The sequence below is a fragment of the Amycolatopsis sp. NPDC001319 genome (genome assembly GCF_042896185.1).
In the GTDB taxonomy this organism is placed as follows: Bacteria; Actinomycetota; Actinomycetes; order Mycobacteriales; family Pseudonocardiaceae; genus Amycolatopsis.
On the sequence record NZ_JBIAWY010000008.1, the window covers coordinates 385,234 to 402,195 of the forward strand.

Sequence of the window (16,962 nt, forward strand, 5' to 3'; positions counted from 1 at the left end):
CGGTCAGTCCTCGGGATCCAGGGGGACGGTCAGCAGGGTGCGCAGGTAGAACCGCAAGGAGCCGACGAGGTCGACGTCGCCGGGGGTGGTGAGCCACTGGACCTGCAACCCGTCCATGAGGGCGATGAACGTGAGCGCCGCGAAGTCCGGGTCGACGCCTTCGCGCAGTTCGCCCGTCGTGGCCAGCAGCCGGAAGGAGCCGATCACGCTTTCGCGCGCCTGCCGGTAGTGGAGTTCGAAGTACTCGTGCGCGGGGTGGTCGGGCGCCACGGCCTCGGCCGCCAGCCGCGAGTACAGGTCGACGATGCCCGGGTGGCGCACGTTGTGCGCGGCCAGCGCGACGAAGTGCCGCAGCACCTCCAGTCCGGGCGGCACGGTCAGCTGCTCGCGCTCCGAGTCCTCCGCGTCCCGCCGCTCGAGCACGGCGGCGAGCAGCGCCTCCTTGGTGGGGAAGTAGTACAGCAGCCCGGCGTGGCTGATCCCGACCCGCTTGGCGATCTCCCGCAACGACGAACCGTGGTACCCGGCCTCGCCGTACACCACGGCGGCCGCGGAAATGATGTCCTCGCGGCGGATCCGGCCCTTCAGGTAACCCCCGGTCACGGGAGCGAGCTCGGTTCGGCGGCCATCTCGTCATTGTGCCGCAGGCGCGATGACGAGATGGGCCGTGCCCGCGTGTTGCGCCGGCCCGCTCACTCTCTGCCCCTTGGCCCACCCGCGAGATCGCCGGCTCAAAGGCGATCTCGCACCCCTCGGCGGAGCCGGGGCAGAAAATACCGTGTTCGATCGTCCGACGTGATCGTTCGAACAAAAGGATTGTGCGTTTCCTTGGCTGCTGTGCGACCATGCGAGGGCCGAGCCACAGGAGGACCCGTCTGATATGACCGAATCATCCGCGCGGGCGCTGCCGCGCGCCGCTCGTGTTGCGACGTGGAGCTTCTTCGCGCTCAACGGGTTCGCCGTGGGCATGTGGGTGGTGCACATCCCCGTCGTGGAGCGGGCCACGGGGATTGCGCACACCACGCTCGGCGCGTTGCTGCTGGTGCTCGGCGGGGCGGCCTTCGTCGGGATGCAGGTGTCCGGGCCGCTCGCCGATCGGTTCGGGCACCGCCGCGTGGTGCCGGCGGCCGGGGTGCTGCTGGGGCTCGCGCTGTTCCTGCCCGGGCTGGCCACCAGCTGGTGGGCGCTCGGGCTTTCGCTGCTCGTCTTCGGCTTCTTCAACGGTTCCCTCGACGTCGCCATGAACGCCCAGGCCGTGGTCGTCGAGCGGGCCTACCCGCGGCCGATCATGGCGGCGTTCCACGCGATGTGGTCGATCGGCGGCGCGCTCGCCGCGGTGGTCGGCGCGGCGGTGCTGGGCGCGGGCGTTCCCACGGCCGTCACGCTGAGTTCCACCGGCGCGTTGTGCGTCGTCGCTTCGCTGGCCGCCGGACGGCTCCTGCTCGACTCCGGACGTCCGGCGCCCGTCGAAACCACGCCGGTCGCACCGGTCCGCAGCCGCACGCCGGCGCGGGTGGTCTGGCTGCTCGGCGCGCTGGCGTTCGCGTTGATGCTCGCCGAGGGTGTCGCGAACGACTGGGCCGCGCTGCATCTGCAGGACGTGCTGGGTACGTCGGCGAGCACCGCCGCACTCGCGTACGGCTCCTTCGCCGTGGCCATGACCGTCGGCCGCTTCGCCACCGACCGCGTCGCGGCGCTGGCCGGCCCGGTCGCGGTGGTGCGCTACGGGTCGGCGCTCGCCGCCGTCGGGCTCGCCACCGCGTCGCTGTCGCCGTGGGTGCCGCTCGCGCTGGCCGGCTGGGCGATCTTCGGCCTGGGTCTCGCGGGTGGCGTCCCGCAGCTGTTCACCGCGGCGGGCAACCTCGACACGCGGGCGTCGGGTGCGCTGATGGCCCGGGTCGTCGGCCTCGGCTACGTCGGGCTGCTCGCCGGTCCCGCCCTCATCGGCGGGCTCACGCGGTGGATGCCGCTCAACGTCGCCTTCGCCGTGCCGTTCGCGCTCTGCGTGGCCGCGGTGGTGGCGGCGCCGGTCATCGCCCCGCGGCAGGCCCGCGAACCGGCCGAAGTGGGCTGAGGCGGTTCAGCCGCAGCGTTCGCCGCTGCGGACGTTGCCCCCGCCGACGAGCGTGAACACGCTGCCCTCCGGGGCGTCGCGCAGGTGCAGCGTGCACACGATCTGCGACACGGCCAAGGAAGACAGCGTCAGCACGTCCGTGGCCAGCTGCACGGTGACCTCCGACGCGGAGACCGACACGGCGGCCGGCAGGGCGGACTGCGGGACCTCGGTGGTGAAGCCGGACGCCTTCTCCGCGGACGTCGGCCCTTGCACCAGCGCGTCGATCAGCGCGTCGTCGGTCTGGTCCAGACCGGGGCGCTGGACCTGGACGACCACGCCGTTGGCCACCAGGTAGATCGAGCTGACGCCCGGCGCGCCGGGCACGGTGGACGCCGGGCCGCTCGGCGCGAGGTCGCCCGAGATCGCGCCGCTCGGCTGCACGCCGCACGCGGTGGCGGCCAGCGCGACCAGCGCGACCAGCACGAGCGCCGCCGCGACGCGCCGGATCACGCGTCACCGCCGGGGTCCAGCGGGAGCCGCAGCGTGAAGATCGCACCGCCCTGCGGACGGTTGGCCGCGGTGAGCTCGCCGCCGTGCAGCTTGGCGTTCTCCCACGCGATCGCGAGCCCGAGGCCGCTGCCCTCGGAGCGGCTGCGCGCGGTGTCGGCCTTGTAGAAGCGGTCGAACACGTGGGGGAGCACCTCTTCCTTCAGCCCCGGGCCCTCGTCGGTGACCTCGATCATGAGCGATCCCTCCGCCGTGCTCAACCGCAGCCGCACGGGCGGCGCTCCGTGGCGCAGCGCGTTGCCGACGAGGTTCGCGACGACGACGTCGAGCCGGCGCGGGTCGAGCCGCGCGCGGACACCCGGCGGCAGCTGGGTGGTCACCTCGTCGACCCAGCCGCGGGCGCGCAGGGTGGCGCCGATCGCCTCGGCGACGTCCACCTCGTCGAGCGCGAGCGACGCGGACCCGGAGTCGAAGCGGGTGACCTCGATGAGGTCGTTGACCAGCCGCGTGAGGTTGTGGGTCTCCTGGCTCACCAGCCGCACCGCGCGCCCGGCGATCTCGGGCAGGCCGGCGACCTCGGCCTCCAGCACCTCGGTGACCGCGGTCATCGCGGCGAGCGGGGTGCGCAGCTCGTGGGACACGTCGGCCACGAACCGCCGCGCGTCGGACTCCATGCGTTCCAGCTCGCCGACGTGGTGCTGCAGCGACTCCGCCGTGGTGTTGAACGTCTTGCCGACCTCAGCCAGCTCGTCGGTGCCGTGGATGGTCAGGCGGGTGTTCAGGTCGCCCTCGCCGAGGCGGTGGGCCGCGCGACGCAGCTCGCGCACCGGCCCGAGCACACTGCGGGCAGCCGCGAACGCCAGCAGCAGCGCCAGGACCACCGCGCCGGTGCCGGTCAGCCACGCGCTGCGGGCCAGCGAGGCGATGTCCGCGCTCTCGGTTTGCAACGGCTCGAGCACGAAGATCTCGATCCCGGACGGTTCCGTCTCGTGCGACGTGCTGGTCGTGAGCCGCAGCTGGGTGCCGATCAGCAGCCGGGTCTCGCCGCCGACGTCCACCCGCTGCCAGGCGATTCTGCCCTGGGCCACGAGCTCCTTGAGCTCATCGGAGATCACCGCCCCGTCCAGGTCGCCGCCGGAGACCGTGCCCGCGGTCACGAATGCGGTGGAATCGCGGTCCGCGAGCTTGCCCGCGGCGTTCAGGAGCATGCCCTTCGACGGCTCGCGCGCGGGCAGCGGGTAGAGCAGCTGGATGCGGCTGGTCAGCTCCCGCACCGCGTTGTCCTGCGTGTTCTTCAGGATGGTGTTGCGCGCGGTCCGGTAGCCGACCCCGGCGACGGCGATGGTCGTGAGCACGCTCAGCAGCACGAACGCGAGCAGCAGCCGCGTGCGCAGGCCCCAGCCGGGCCAGAGCTTGCGGAGCCCGGTCACAGGGGCCCGAAGCGGTACCCGAACCCGCGCAGGGTCTGCACGTACACCGGGGCCGCGGCGTCGTCCTCGATCTTCGCGCGCAGCCGCTGCACGCACGCGTCGACGAGCCGTGAGTCGCCCAGGTAACCCTGGTCCCACACGGATTCCAGCAGCTGCTGGCGGCTGAGCACCCGGCCCGGCGACGCGGACAGCTCCAGCAGCAGCCGCATCTCGGTGGGCGCGAGGCTGACGGGCCGGCCGTGCTTGCTCACGACGAGCCCGTCGCGGTCGATGGTGAGGTCGCCGTGGCGCTCGACCTCGGGTTTCGGCGTGCCCGCCTGGCGCTGCTCGCCGCCGGTGCGCCGCAGCACGGCCTTGATCCGGGCCTCGAGCACGCGCGGCTGGGCGGGTTTCACCACGTAGTCGTCCGCTCCGGCCTCGAGCCCGGCGACCACGTCGATGTCGTCGTTGCGCGCGGTGAGCATGATGATCGGCAGGTCACCGGTCGCGCGGATGCGCCGGCACACCTCGAACCCGTCCATCCCGGGCAGCATCAGGTCGAGCACGACGACATCGGCCGGGCCCGCGCCGAGCCGCGCGAGCCCTTCCTCACCGCTTTCCACCGCGTCGACGGTGTGACCCTGGTAGGTCAGGGCGATCTGCAGGCCGTCTCGCACGGCCTGGTCGTCTTCGATCAACAGCACCCGGGGCATGTCTCCCACTATCGCAGCGCACTTCCGCGTCCGCCCGTCCGGATTCCCCGGACAGTCCACAGCGGACACCTTCCGAGAGGATCCGCGTCCGGTCTCATCGCCGGGTGCGCGGAATGTCATGGTTGCGTAACAGCCTGGTCCGTGCGCAGCTGTTACAGAACTGTCGGGCTCCGGGGACACGGCTTCGACCGTCGGCGCACACGGGGCCGCGACCGTGGACACCATGACCGAACTGCTCCGCTCCCGTGCCGCGGCCTACGCCGCGGCCGCCCGGCTGCTGGCCGTGCTGCTGCTGCCGGTGGCCTTCGTGCGTTCGCCCCGCCACACCCGCCGGCTCGCCTGCCAGTGGGCGCTCGCGCTGCGCTACCCGGCGGAGGACCTGGCGGGCCTCACGCCCGCGGCGCGCGAGGCGTTCGTGGCGGCGCGCACCGACGCGTTCTGGCGCGACGGGCAGCTGATCGGCCTCACTTCAGGCCACCGCGACGCTGCCGAGCAGCACGCGATGTTCACCGCCGAGGTCCGGCGCACGGGTTCCGCGTGGGCGGCCCGCCGGCTCGTGCTGCCGCCCGAGGAGTCGGCCCACGTCGGCGGCTTCGCGCTCGACGTGCGGCCCACGGAGGGCGCGGCCTGGCTGGAGCGCCACGGCGCGGCGTACCGCCTGCACCGCCGCTACGACAACGAGTGGTGGCACTTCGAGTACCACGCCGACACGCTCCCGATCCGCCTGCCGCACCCGGGCGCGGCCGTATTGGTCAGAACCGCCGGGTGAACGGCATCGGCTTGCGCATGCGGATCAGCAGGAGCAGGGGCACGAGGACGTACCAGATGTTGAAGGCCAGGAACTTGACCGGGTTGCCGGTGCGCATCGCCGGGTCGCCGAAGAACTCCACGCCGAACACGACCACGCCGGTGAGCGTGACGATCATCGTCGCGTAGATCACGGCGAAGAGCTGGATCCAGTTCTTGCCCGCGAGCAGGCACACGACGAGCACGACGTAGAACGGCATGTACACGAACGCCGAGAGCCCCGTGACGATCCGCATCCAGTCCGGCGGGTGCATGAAGAGGATGTCGGCGTCGTGGGCGTACCAGTAGTTGGAGTTCACGAAGAAGTTGTCCGACGGGCGCGAGAAGTCGACGCCCACGGTCGGCAGCAGGTCGCTGATGAGCGAGGTGATCGTGAACGCGGCGAACACGATCGCGAAGAAGATGTCGATCCCGCGTCGGCGCAGCGGCAGGTTCATGTGATGATCCTAAGCGGACGTCTCGAGCGCTAGAGTGCCGGCATGAACGCGTTCCAGGTCTGCCTTTGCGTCTTCGCGGGCGTCTGTGCCCTGTGCTGGGTGCTGTCGGTGATCACGCGCGAGTACTCGTGGGTGGACCGGATCTGGTCCCTGGTGCCCGTGGCGTACGTCGCGATCTTCGCCGCCTTCGCGGGCTTCGCCGACGCACGCCTCGACGTGATGTTCGTCCTGGTGCTGCTCTGGGGTTTGCGCCTCACCTTCAACTTCGCCCGCAAGGGCGGCTACGCCCGCGGCGGCGAGGACTACCGCTGGGTGGTGCTGCGCGGGAAGATGGCGCCCTGGCAGTTCCAGGTCTTCAACTTCTTCTTCATCACGATCTACCAGAACGCCATTCTGCTGCTGATCACGCTGCCGGCGTGGACGGCTCTTTCGCACCGCTCGGCCTTCGGCGCGGGTGACGTGATCGTCGCGGTGATCTTCGTCGCGTGCCTGGCGGGGGAGACGGTGGCGGATCAGCAGCAGTGGAACTTCCACCAGTGGAAGAAGCGCGAGCAGTCCGCCGGGCGCGAGCCTTCGCCGCGCTTCCTGCAAACTGGTCTGTTCCGCTTCTCGCGGCACCCGAACTTCTTCTTCGAGCAGGCCCAGTGGTGGCTCGTGTTCGCCTTCGGCGCCCTGTCCTTCGGCGGCATCCCCTGGACGATCGCCGGGGCCGTCCTGCTGACCCTGCTGTTCGTCGGCTCGACGATCTTCACCGAGACCATCACGCGCGGGCGCTACCCGGAGTACGCGGAGTACCAGAAGCGGACTTCGGCTGTGGTGCCGTGGATTCCGCGGAGCCGGGTCTCGGTGGGCTGACGATTCAGCTCTCGTCGGCGAACTCGATGTCATCCGCCTGCAACTGCGGTGGCCGGTAGGGCATTTCGTCGAGCCGCGCGCCTTCGAACCTGATGTCACCGTCGAACGTGGCGTCCACGAAGGTCGTGTAGCTGGCGAACGAAACCCCCTCGAACCACGCCCGCTCCCCGAACCTCGCGCGGTCGAAGTAGGCGCTCTGCATCGCCACGTCGTCGTCGAACGCCGGCGCGACCATGAATCCCGCTCGGTCGAAGTTCGCACTGCGCGCGAAGGTGGCGTCGCTGAACCGCACTACGCCACGGAAGAGGGCTTTGTCGAACCGCGCGTTGTGGGCGAAGCGCGCGCTGCGGAACGCTGTGGTGCCGACGAACTCCGTGTCTTCGAAGCGGGCTTCGCCGCCGAACTGGGCGCTCTCGAAGCGCGTGCTGCCTTTGAAGGTCGCCCGGGTGAACCAGGCGTCGGCGCCGAAAGTGGCGCCGTCGAACCGCGTGGTGCCGGTGAACCGCACCTCGTGGAACCACGCGTCCCCGGCGAAGCGCGTGCCGGCGAAGCGGGCGTTGTGCAGCTCACAGCCGTTGAGCGGAAAGTCGATGAGCACCGCCCCGGAGAGGTCGAGCTCGATGCCGGCCCAGAACCGGTCGTCCCCGTCGGCCCCACGGTCGCAGTTCCCGGGACCGGGGAGGCGCTATCGGGTGATGAACCCGAACCCGGGTGTCGCCGTGGGATTTGTCCTCAGTGGACATTCATTCCGCGAACCAAGCTGCCAACCTGCCACCGCCCGTTTGCGGGGCGCCCACCGGCCGGACCACGACCTGCCGCAGAGGCTTGGGGAAGTGGAATGCGGCGGAGTAATCGAAGATGGCGGAGTCTCCACGACAGTGAATGTCACGGTCGCCGCGCGGCGGTCGGTGCAGGGAAGGCGGTGTAGGTGCGGGGTGGTGGCGGTGCCGGTTGCCCGACGCGGCCCCAGTTGCGGCCTGTGGTCCGCGGGAACGAGGTGGCGAAACCGGGCGAGGTGAGGGGGCCGGAGAAGCTGCAGCCGTTGCTTTGGGCCGCATGCGTTTCCGCGTGCATTTCGCCACCCGGCGCCGCTTTCGAGGGCTACGGGACCAGCCGACGTCAGCCGGGGTCGTGACAGGTGCGCTCAACAAGCCCGCGCCCGTGAGGAATCGCCCTCCCCGGGCTGCGTGCGGACCACATCCGCCGACGACCGTGCCTCTAACGGTCGTAGAAGTTCGACGGTGGTTCATTCCACTGCTGAGTCGGCGCGTCCGGGCGCGTAGCGCGCTTACGACGGTGCAAAGTCCGCGCGTTCGCCGCCATGCTGTTGACCACGATGGCGATCACCAGGCCGATCACGAGGTTGATCGCGGCCGTCGCGTATTTGGCGCTGGGTTCGACCGTGAGGGTCAGGGGCAGGACGACCGCGATGAGCGTCACGAGCACCATGATCCAGCCGAAGAACTGGCTGGGCGCGGGGGTCGCGATGCTCAGCAGGTGCATGAGGCCCGTGGCGAGCAGGGCGGCGGCCGCGGCGGCGAGGGCGTACGTGGTGGTGCTGGCGCTGCCCCAGGCACCCTCGCCTTTGGGCGCGAGGACGGGGACGTCGAAGATGCCGCGGGCGATCAGCAGGCCGACGATGGCGACGAGGGCCGCCACCACCGCCGTGGCGACGCCGCCCGCCCACAGCCGCGCCGCGTCGATGCCGGGCCGGGTGTCCTGATCGTACGGGTTCTGCGCCATCACGGATCCCTCCGTCAACGAAGCTGTCCCCCTCGATTGTCGCCCTAACCGGGCTCGTTCGCCTGCTCGAGTTTCGCGACGCGCCGCAGGCGGAAGGACAGGACGACGAGCATGATCCCGTACAGCAGCGCGTAGATGCCCACGAGCAAGGCGATTCCGTACGCCCCCGCGATCGGGTGGAAAAGCACCAGCACCCCCGCGATGACGGACACCGTGCCGGCCAGGATGAGGAACGCCTCGCCCGTGATCTGCTTGCGCAGGCGGATCGCGGCGACGATCTCGGCGATGCCCGTGACCACCGCCCACGCGCCGACCAGCGTCGCCAGCACGAGGATGGTCGCGCCGGGCCACACCAGCGCGAGCACCCCCGCGGCGAGCCCGAGCAGGCCCAGCAACACGTACGCGAACCGGTGCGCACCGTCGCCCGGGCGGAACGCTTGCATGAACGCACCGATCGCGTCGGCGAGCGCGTAGATGCCGAACACCAACGCCAGCGCCAGCACGGTGCCGCCGGGCCAGATCAGCGCGATCACGCCGAACACCACCGCCAGCACCCCGCGCACGAGCACCAGCGGCCACGTCTGCCGCGGGTCCATCACGAGACCGCCGGCTCCGGCGGAGATGTGTGCGGACATGCTTGCCTCCCGAGCACGATGCTGACCTGGGAAAACGTTAGCAGCGCAAGAAGATCGACACACCGCTTCGTTGTTCACCCGTCGGTGACGAAGTGTCCGAAGAGGACGTCAGAAGCTCACCGGCAGCGCCGCCAGCCGCCACGTGCCAGGGTCGGCCGCGCGCCGCACGTCGCCCAGGCGCAGTGCGGGAAAGCGCTCCAGCAGCCCCCGCAACGCCACCTCCGCCTCCACGCGCGCGAGCGCCGCGCCGAGGCAGAAGTGCGGCCCGTACGCGAACCCGAGGTGCCCGCCCTCGGTGCGGCGCACGTCGAGCCGGTCGGGATCGGTGAACACGCGCGGGTCGCGGTTGGCCGACGCGATCGCGGCCGACACGGGCTCGCCCGCCCGGATCGCGACACCGTGCAGGGTGAGGTCCTCGGTGGCCTGCCGAGGAATCGTCAGCAGCTGAGGTCCGCACCACCGCATCAGCTCCTCGACCGCCGTCGGCCACAGCCCGGGTTCCGCGCGCAGCACGGCGAGCTGGTCCGGATGGGTGAGCAGTGCCTCGACGGCGTTGGCGACGAAGTTCGCCGGCGTCTGCCCCGCGAGCACGAGCTGCCAGACCAGGGTCACGAGCTCGGGTTCGGACAACCCGTCCGTGCCGGCCAGCAGGGCGAGGAACTCGCTCGCCGGCGGCGTGGTGAGGCCGCGCGCGCCGTCGATGATGCCCGGCACCGCGGCGGCGAAGCTCTCGCCCGAGCCGGCGACCACGTTCTGCCCGTACGTGTGCCAGCGCGGCCGATCCGACTCGGGCACGCCGACGAGCTCGCAGATCACCTCCATCGGCAACGGCTGCGCGAACGCGGCCAGCAGGTCGGCGCCGCCGGCCGGGAGGCCGTCGAGCAGCTTGCCGACGATCGGTTCGATCCGCGGCCGGAAGTCCGCCGCGCGGCGCGCCGTGAACGCGGGGGAGACGAGGCCCCGCAGCCGCCGGTGCTCCGCGCCCTCCATCTCCTGCATGGTCCGCAGGTACGGCCGGCAGTGGTCGGGCACGTCGAGCGCCTGGTAGCTGCCGGGGCCGAGCGCGAAACGCGGGTCGGTGAGCATCGCGCGCGCGTCGGCCAGGCGGGTGAGCACCCACAGCGGGCCGAAACCGGGGCCGACGAGCTTGGCCACGGGGCCGTGCTCGCGGGCGGCGCCGTAGACGGCGAACGGGTCGCGGTGCACCGCGGGGTCGGTCAGGTCGATCGCGGGGACGTCGGTCACGAGCGCTCCTCATTATGGATGGTGAAATCAGATGGTCTCATCATATGTACACAGACGCTATCCTGACCAGCACGGGAGCACGAGGAGGACGATGGCCCGGCTGACCAGAGCGGAGGCGCAGGAGCTCAACCGCGCGAAGGTGCTCGCCGCGGCGCGTGACGAGTTCACCGAGCGCGGCTTCCGCGAGGCGAAGATCGACGTGATCGCCGAACGCGCCGAGCTCACCCGCGGCGCCGTCTACTCGAACTTCCCCGGCAAGCGCGCGTTGTACTTCGCCGTGCTCGCGGAGGAGGCCGAGCGCCTCGCCGCGGAGCCCTCGGCCTCGGATCCCGGGCTGACGACCGCGGAGGCCCTGGGCGCCCTCGCCCGCGCCTGGGTTGCCCGCCTGCCGCTCGCCACCGACCCCGGCTCGCGCCTCGGTGTGGACCTCGGGCCGGAGATCCTCGCCGACGAGCTCACCCACCGCCCGTACGCCCAGCTCCTGCGCCTCGAAGCCGTCGTCCTCGGCCTGGCCCTCGAGCGGCTCGCCCCGTCCGCCGGCCGCCTCGTGCGCGTGGCCGAACTCGCGCTGACCACGCTGCACGGCGCCACGGGCCTCGCCGCGGCCGCGCCCGGGTTCGGGGAACCGTTCAACGTCGTGCGCGCCTGCGAAGCCCTGCCCGCACTGGGGTTGGCCGACACGTGGCCGGCGGTGCCGCCGATCGTGGCGCACGCGCAGGCCGTCGACGAGCCGTGGGTTCCGCCCGCGGCGTTCGACTCACTGCGTTCGCAGCCGGCCGAGCTGTCCGGTGACGGCGTGGTCGCGATTCTGGGGCTGCACCGGCTTTCCGCCGCGGAGGAGGCCGTCCGGGCCGCTCCGCCGGACGCCGCCGTGACGGTCGCCGTGGTCACGGGTTCGGCGCCGGAACTGGCGCCGTTGACGCACCTCGCGCTGGCCGAGCTGCGTGGTCACCTGCGCCAGGCTTTCCCGGCTTCGGCCTGGCCGCGTTTGCAGGTGCTGCGCGACGACACAGGCGCGGTCGCGTCGGCGGCGGGGGTTTCGGCGGTGAGCGACGCGACGGAAACGGCTGTGCGCATCACGTCCGGGCGGGTGGTGCGCCGTGCCGAAGGGTTCGGCGCCGGCCACGCCGCGGCGACCGGCTGACGGAAACCGGCGAGCCGCGTTCACCGATGAACGGCCAGCACCGCCGCGAGGCCTTCTTGCAGATCCTGGACGAAATACCCGGGAACCTCCAGCGACGGGAAATGTCCCCCGTTTTCGGGTGACCGCCACCGGACGATCTGCCGGAACCGTTCTTGTGCCCAGGGCCGCGGATACTTCTCGATGTCGCGCGGATAGACGGTGATCGCCGAGGGGACGTCGACCCGGAGTTCGGGATCGAGCGAGTTGTGGCTTTCGTAGTAGATACGGGCCGCCGAAGCGCCGGTCCGAGTCAGCCAATACAAGGTGACGTCGTCGAGAACGCGGTCCCGGGAAATCGTCTCGAACGGGCTGTTTTCGGTGTCGGACCACTCGGCGAACTTGTCGAGGATCCAGGCGAGCAACCCGACCGGGGAGTCGACGAGCGAGTAGCCGATGGTCTGTGGCCGGGTCGCCTGCTGCTTCGCGTAGGCCGCGCGGTGGTGCCAGAAATCGTGGGTTTCCTCGGTCCACTGGCGCTCGAGGGCCGTCAGCCCGTCCGTGGTCAGCCCGGGCGGTCCTTCCGCGAACGTCGTGTGGATGCCGAGAACGTGCTCCGGGAACCGGCCCGCGAGAACCGTGGTGATATTGCCGCCCCAGTCACCGCCGTGGGCCAGGAATTCGTGGTAACCGAGCTTTCCCATCAATTCCACCCAGGCGGCCGCGATCTTTTCGGTTCCCCATCCGGTGATGGCCGGTTTGTCGCTGTAACCGAAGCCGGGCAGCGAAGGAACCACGACGTGGAACGCCGGCGCGTCCGCGTCTTTCGGATCGGCGATTTCGTCGACCACATCGACGAATTCGGCGATGCTGCCCGGCCAGCCGTGCGTCAAGATCAGCGGAGTGGCGTCCGCGCGCGCGGATCGGCGGTGCAGGAAGTGGATGCCCAGATCGTCGACGGTCGTGCGGAACTGCCCGATCCGGTTGAGGCGGTCTTCGAACGACCGCCAGTCGTATCCGGTGCGCCAGTAGTCCGCGACCTCGACGAGGTCGGCGAGCGGAACGCCCTGGTCCCATCGGCGTGGGCCGGGCGCGGCGCGGTGGACCGTTTCGGGCTCCGGGAACCGCGCCGCAGCCAGTCGCGCGCGCAGTTCGTCGAGGTCGGCGTCAGGTGCGTGGGCGTCGAATGCTCGGACGTCGCTGGTGGGACGGGGCATGAGACCTCCTGCCATCGTGGAACCGGCTTAGATGGTTCTAACAGGCCGTCCGGCCTGAGCGCAACCTGCTAAGCTGGTTCCATGCGTGCCGAGTTCCCCGACTTTCGCCTCGGTACCGTGCTGGCGACCAGCTTCACGGGGACTCTCACGGAGCGTCGTGGCGATGCCGTGGAGCGCATTCCCACGCCGCAACGGCTCGTCGACTGGCTGGCGGTGAACGGCCTCGCCGTGGACTCCTGCACCACCGCCCAGCTCGACCTCGCCCGGGAGCTGAGGGAGTCGATCCACGCCGCCGCGACCGCGGCAGCGAACCAGGAAGCGCTCCCCGCATCGGCGGTCCAGGTCATCAACGACCGCAGCGCTCAGGGCCGGGCCGCGGCCGTCCTGACGCCCGAGGGCGAGCGGCGATGGCAGCTCGGCTCGGGTTCCCTCGTGGAAGACGCCCTCAGTGTGATCGCCGCCGACGCGATCGGCATCCTCGCGGGCGAACGCGACGGGAAACTGGCCCTGTGCGCCTCGCCGACCTGCCAGGCCGCCTTCTTCGACACCAGCCAAAGCCGCACCCGCAGGTGGTGTGACATGAACACGTGCGGGAACCGGCAGAAGAAGGCGCGCTTCAACGCCAACCGGCGCAAAACCGCCGAACCGGCGGAGTGATCCTTCCCCCGCGGACAGAGAAAACCGGGCCGCCAGTCCGGAAAGGACTGACGGCCCGGTTGTCCTACTGCGACACTCAGCCGATCTTGTAGCTGTACGGCAGCGTCGCGATCACTTCACCGGTACCGACCTGCGGCAGGCCGGTCACGCCGGTCGGCAGGGTCGGGACGGTCACCAGGTTGAGGTGACCCGCCACCGACGCGCCGCGCTTGCCCGAAGGCGTGATCGTCACGGTGACGGTCACCGTCTGGCCCGGCTGGACGAGCAGCGGCGTGCCGCCCGTGCCGTTGGGGTCGACGGACTGGTCGTACGGGTCGCCCGTGGACGAGGTCACCGCGGAGTCGAAGCCCGCCGTCTTGATCGACGCCGTGTAGGAGGCGTGGCCGGCCGGAGCGCCCGAGGGGCCGAACGGACCGATCTCCTGCACGTCGGCGAACCAGATGCCCTTGGTGACGTAGCCCTGCTTCTCGCCGATCGTCGCGACGGACACGGTGCTGCCGGCCTGAGCGGCCTTCAGGTCACCGAGCACGTCGATGCCCGCGGCGGAACCCTGCAGCTCCACCTGAGCCGGCACCGAGGACGACGTGGCGACGGTGAACTTGCTCGTGTCCGGCGGGATCGAGTAGATCGGCGCGTTGGCGCCGAGCTCGGGCAGGTCGACCTCGGTCGAGCCCTGGATGGGCTGCGGCTGCAGGGTCTGCTGCGCGTTCGTCCGCGCGTCCACGCCGATCGCGATCGGCTCGACACCCGTGTTGCGCACCGTCACCGGCACCTTCACGGCCTGGCCGGCGGCCAGCTTCTTCGAGGCCGAGTTCGGCAGCGCCGGAGCGCTCACCACGACTTGGTCGAAGCCCACCGTGCCGGTGAACGGCTGCTCGATCTGCTTGCCCGTCACCGGGTTCTGCACCACGACCACGAAGTGCCAGCGGCCCGGGAGCGGGTTCGCGTCGGTGAGCTGCAGCGTGGTGCCCTGCGAAAGCTGGTTCGCGGAGCTGAGGAACACGTTGCTGTTCACGTCCGCGAGCTCACCGTTCGGGTCCACGAGCACGCCGTCGACGACGGTGCCCGGGTCCTGCAGCTTCACCGCGACGTCGAGGTCCTTCTTGCCCTTGGGCACGTCGAACTCGTAGCTGAACGTCTGCGCCGGCGAGACGGCGCGGGCGTTGCCGCCCGTGATCGTGCCGCCGAAGGAACCCGTGCCGTTCTTGGTCGGGATCAGCGCGCGCAGCACGGCGGACACCGTGGTCTGGTGGCCGTCGGAGCTGCCGAACGTGATCGAGTAGTCCGCGTCGCCACCCGTCGCCGGGGTCTGCAGCGAAACCTTGACCGGCTTGGTCTGGCCCGGCTTCAGCGACAGCACGGCCGGGGAGACCTGGCCGTACGGGATCGCCCGCTGCGTCGACGTGGCGAGCTGGATGTTCCCGGTGTAGCCGGTCGGGCCACCCGCCGAGTACAGCACCGCGGTCCACGTGCCAGCGACCGGGCGCGTGACGTCCACATTGGCGTAGTTCGCCGTGGCCGCGCCACCCTGCGGGCGGCTGTTGGCCACGAACGTGCCGTCCGGCGCCAGCAGCGACACGCGCACGACCGGCGTCACCGACTGGCCGTTCACCGTCTTCGGGCTGCCCTGCCACGCCATCCGCGCGAGCAGGCGCTGCGCACCGGCCGGCACGGAGAAGGTGACCTTCTTGTACGCCCAGTCCGTGCCGTTGTAGTACGGGAACGTCGGCAGCTTCGTCGAGTCGAACGCGGTGGTCTGCGTTTGCGCCGAAAGCGGCGCGAACGAGCGCGTGCCCGCCGTGACCGTCAGCGGCTTGGTGCCGACGTTGGTCACGTTGACCGTGGCCTTCTGCGTGCTGCCCGGCGCGCCTTCCAGCGTGAGCTGGTCGGCCGACAGCGCGATGTTCGACGAGACACCCGCCGGGGCACCGGAAGTGCCGGGCGAGGTCAGCGCCGCCTCCACGGCCGCGCGCGCGTCGAGCAGGCCGGAGCCCTGCTCGTCGGCGGGCAGCCCGAGGTCACGCGTGGTGCCGGTGATGAACTGCTTCACCTGCGCGGGCGTCGGCGAGGCGCCGTGGTGCGTGCCGCGGTAGGCCTGGATCACCAGCGCGGCGACGCCCGCGGTCAGCGGGGCCGACTCACTGGTGCCACCGAAGGACTCGAGGTCCGTCGGCTGCGGCACGGTCTTGAAGTCGCGGCATTCGGCGTACGCGGGCGCGCAGTCGGCCCAGTTGCCCTCACCCGGGGCGACCAGGTCGATGGTGCGCCCGTTCTGCGTGATGCCCGAGGACGACAGCGCGGAGATGTTGTCGCTCGTCCACTTCCCGTTGGAGAACGGGAAAGCCGCGTAGGTGGTCTGCGCGTAGAGCCGGTTGTCCGTGGTCGCGCCGGCGGAGATCACCAGCGGGTCGGTGGCCGGGCTGCCGATGGTCGAGGTGATGCCCGCGTCGCCGCTGGACGCGGTGACGGTGACGCCCGCGGCCACGGCTTCGTCGTTGAACACCTGGAACAGGTTGCGCGAGCTCGCGTCCGGGTACTGGTTCAGGCCGAGCGACTCGTTGATCACGTCGACGTGGTCCACGGTCACCGCGTAGTCGATCGCCTGCAGCACCGCGGAGTTCGTGGCGGTGGAGCCGAACACGTTGAGCCCCACCAGGCTCGCGCCCGGCGAAACACCCTTGACCACGATGTTGCAGCCCGCGGGCAGCGGGTGCTTCTCGTTCACGAACTTCGACAGGTCGTGCACCACCACGCCCTGCGCGGCGATGGACGACGCGTCACCGAACGCCTCGGCGCCCGACTCGGTCGTGGCGGGACCGTCGCCGGAGAAGTCCTGGTAGTCGGAGAAGACGTGGGAACCGTCGGGACGGATGAAGTCCGCGTAGTTCGGGTCCATGTTGTCGGCGAGGAACGCGACCTTCACGCCCGAGCCGTCGGCGAGGTCCGAAGCGGCCTTGGAGCCGTCGGTGCTGTACGCGTGGATCGAGGTCAGCGCCTCGGGCTCCAGCAACGGCTTCGCCGGGTCGGTCGGGCAGATCGCGTTCGGGTCCTGGTTCTGCGCCGTGCCGCCGCCGGCCTTCGGCGCGTTCGCGTCCGTCGACTTCGCGGGGTTCGCGTCGGGCAGCGTGACCTTGCTGTCCGGCAGCACCTGTGCCACGGCCGGGTCGGCCGCCAGCTGCGCCGCCTGGTCCGGCGTCACGGTGGCGGAGAACGCGTTGCCCAGCGCGAAGTGCTTGACCTTGGCCGGCGCCGTGCCGGCCAGCTTGGCCAGCACCGACTCCTGCTGCTGGGTCGCCTTGTCCCGCCGGGTGCCCGAGGCCGCCTTGGTGGCGGGCGCGTCGGGCAGCTGGTCCTTGAGGACCACGATCACCGATTGCGGTGCGGTGCTCGCCTGAGCGGTGGGCGCGGCGACGGCGGCCTGACTGCCGAGCTGGGTGACCCCGGCCAGTGCCAGACCGCCTGTCGCGGCTATGACGAGCGCGCGAACGGATCGCGAGGAACGCCGCATGTGCAGCTCCCACTTCCTTCTCGAAGGGTTCGAAAGTTACCGGCCCCGACGAA

At 70.9% G+C, this 16,962-nt stretch carries 16 protein-coding genes; 5 read left to right on the forward strand and 11 right to left on the reverse strand.

Features of this window, described 5'->3' with window-relative positions:
* Positions 1 to 3: 3 nt before the first annotated feature.
* On the reverse strand, positions 4 to 603 hold the full coding sequence (locus tag ACFY1H_RS30575) for a TetR/AcrR family transcriptional regulator (RefSeq protein ID WP_386951995.1): 600 nt from the start codon (positions 601 to 603) through the stop codon (positions 4 to 6).
* A gap of 277 nt (positions 604 to 880) precedes the next feature.
* Between ACFY1H_RS30575 and ACFY1H_RS30580 the strand changes: the two genes are divergently transcribed.
* Entirely contained in the window at positions 881 to 2,074 is a 1,194-nt protein-coding gene (locus ACFY1H_RS30580) for an MFS transporter (RefSeq protein WP_386951998.1), read from the forward strand.
* Between the two features lie 6 nt (positions 2,075 to 2,080).
* On the opposite strand, the gene ACFY1H_RS30585 is transcribed toward ACFY1H_RS30580, so the two are convergent.
* The 3 genes from ACFY1H_RS30585 to ACFY1H_RS30595 are packed head-to-tail and all read right to left on the reverse strand — an operon-like array spanning position 2,081 to position 4,685.
* A complete protein-coding gene (locus ACFY1H_RS30585; protein ID WP_386952001.1) occupies positions 2,081 to 2,566 on the reverse strand; it encodes a hypothetical protein in 486 nt (161 codons plus the stop codon).
* Entirely contained in the window at positions 2,563 to 3,993 is a 1,431-nt protein-coding gene (locus ACFY1H_RS30590) for an ATP-binding protein (RefSeq protein ID WP_386952003.1), read from the reverse strand. The genes ACFY1H_RS30585 and ACFY1H_RS30590 overlap by 4 nt, the downstream gene beginning before the upstream one ends.
* Entirely contained in the window at positions 3,990 to 4,685 is a 696-nt protein-coding gene (locus tag ACFY1H_RS30595) for a response regulator transcription factor (RefSeq protein WP_366585422.1), read from the reverse strand. The genes ACFY1H_RS30590 and ACFY1H_RS30595 overlap by 4 nt, the downstream gene beginning before the upstream one ends.
* A gap of 223 nt (positions 4,686 to 4,908) precedes the next feature.
* On the opposite strand from ACFY1H_RS30595, the gene ACFY1H_RS30600 reads away from it, so the two are divergent.
* A complete protein-coding gene (locus ACFY1H_RS30600) occupies positions 4,909 to 5,454 on the forward strand; it encodes a D-alanyl-D-alanine carboxypeptidase (RefSeq protein WP_366585424.1) in 546 nt (181 codons plus the stop codon).
* Here the strand turns inward: ACFY1H_RS30600 and ACFY1H_RS30605 are convergent.
* The gene (locus ACFY1H_RS30605; RefSeq protein WP_364046391.1) at positions 5,438 to 5,929 is read right to left on the reverse strand and encodes an emopamil-binding family protein; all 492 of its coding nucleotides are present in this window, start codon (positions 5,927 to 5,929) and stop codon (positions 5,438 to 5,440) included. The two genes, ACFY1H_RS30600 and ACFY1H_RS30605, sit on opposite strands and share 17 nt — an antisense overlap.
* 42 nt (positions 5,930 to 5,971) lie before the next feature.
* Here ACFY1H_RS30605 and ACFY1H_RS30610 point away from each other — a divergent pair, with 42 nt between their 5' ends.
* Entirely contained in the window at positions 5,972 to 6,784 is an 813-nt protein-coding gene (locus ACFY1H_RS30610) for a DUF1295 domain-containing protein (protein WP_386952009.1), read from the forward strand.
* A gap of 4 nt (positions 6,785 to 6,788) precedes the next feature.
* Here the strand turns inward: ACFY1H_RS30610 and ACFY1H_RS30615 are convergent, their stop codons facing one another.
* The 4 genes from ACFY1H_RS30615 to ACFY1H_RS30630 form a co-directional block, all read right to left on the reverse strand.
* A complete protein-coding gene (locus ACFY1H_RS30615; RefSeq protein WP_386952012.1) occupies positions 6,789 to 7,382 on the reverse strand; it encodes a pentapeptide repeat-containing protein in 594 nt (197 codons plus the stop codon).
* 620 nt (positions 7,383 to 8,002) lie between these two features.
* On the reverse strand, positions 8,003 to 8,527 hold the full coding sequence (locus ACFY1H_RS30620; protein ID WP_366585523.1) for a DUF6069 family protein: 525 nt from the start codon (positions 8,525 to 8,527) through the stop codon (positions 8,003 to 8,005).
* Positions 8,528 to 8,571: 44 nt separating this feature from the next.
* On the reverse strand, positions 8,572 to 9,162 hold the full coding sequence (locus ACFY1H_RS30625) for an HdeD family acid-resistance protein (RefSeq protein ID WP_366585431.1): 591 nt from the start codon (positions 9,160 to 9,162) through the stop codon (positions 8,572 to 8,574).
* Positions 9,163 to 9,270: 108 nt separating this feature from the next.
* A complete protein-coding gene (locus ACFY1H_RS30630; RefSeq protein ID WP_386952014.1) occupies positions 9,271 to 10,407 on the reverse strand; it encodes a cytochrome P450 in 1,137 nt (378 codons plus the stop codon).
* Between the two features lie 91 nt (positions 10,408 to 10,498).
* Here ACFY1H_RS30630 and ACFY1H_RS30635 point away from each other — a divergent pair, with 91 nt between their 5' ends.
* Complete coding sequence (locus tag ACFY1H_RS30635; RefSeq protein WP_386952017.1) at positions 10,499 to 11,551, forward strand: TetR family transcriptional regulator; 1,053 nt, start codon at positions 10,499 to 10,501, stop codon at positions 11,549 to 11,551.
* A gap of 20 nt (positions 11,552 to 11,571) precedes the next feature.
* On the opposite strand, the gene ACFY1H_RS30640 is transcribed toward ACFY1H_RS30635, so the two are convergent.
* A complete protein-coding gene (locus ACFY1H_RS30640) occupies positions 11,572 to 12,744 on the reverse strand; it encodes an epoxide hydrolase family protein (RefSeq protein ID WP_386952019.1) in 1,173 nt (390 codons plus the stop codon).
* Positions 12,745 to 12,825: 81 nt separating this feature from the next.
* Here ACFY1H_RS30640 and ACFY1H_RS30645 point away from each other — a divergent pair, with 81 nt between their 5' ends.
* Positions 12,826 to 13,401 carry a CGNR zinc finger domain-containing protein gene (locus ACFY1H_RS30645; RefSeq protein ID WP_386952022.1) on the forward strand — a complete coding sequence of 192 codons (576 nt, stop codon included), beginning with the start codon at positions 12,826 to 12,828 and terminating at the stop codon, positions 13,399 to 13,401.
* A 76-nt stretch (positions 13,402 to 13,477) separates the two neighbouring features.
* Here ACFY1H_RS30645 and ACFY1H_RS30650 read toward each other — a convergent pair whose 3' ends face one another.
* Positions 13,478 to 16,909: a S8 family serine peptidase gene (locus tag ACFY1H_RS30650; protein WP_386952025.1), complete on the reverse strand. Its 3,432-nt coding sequence runs from the start codon at positions 16,907 to 16,909 to the stop codon at positions 13,478 to 13,480.
* Positions 16,910 to 16,962: the final 53 nt, after the last annotated feature.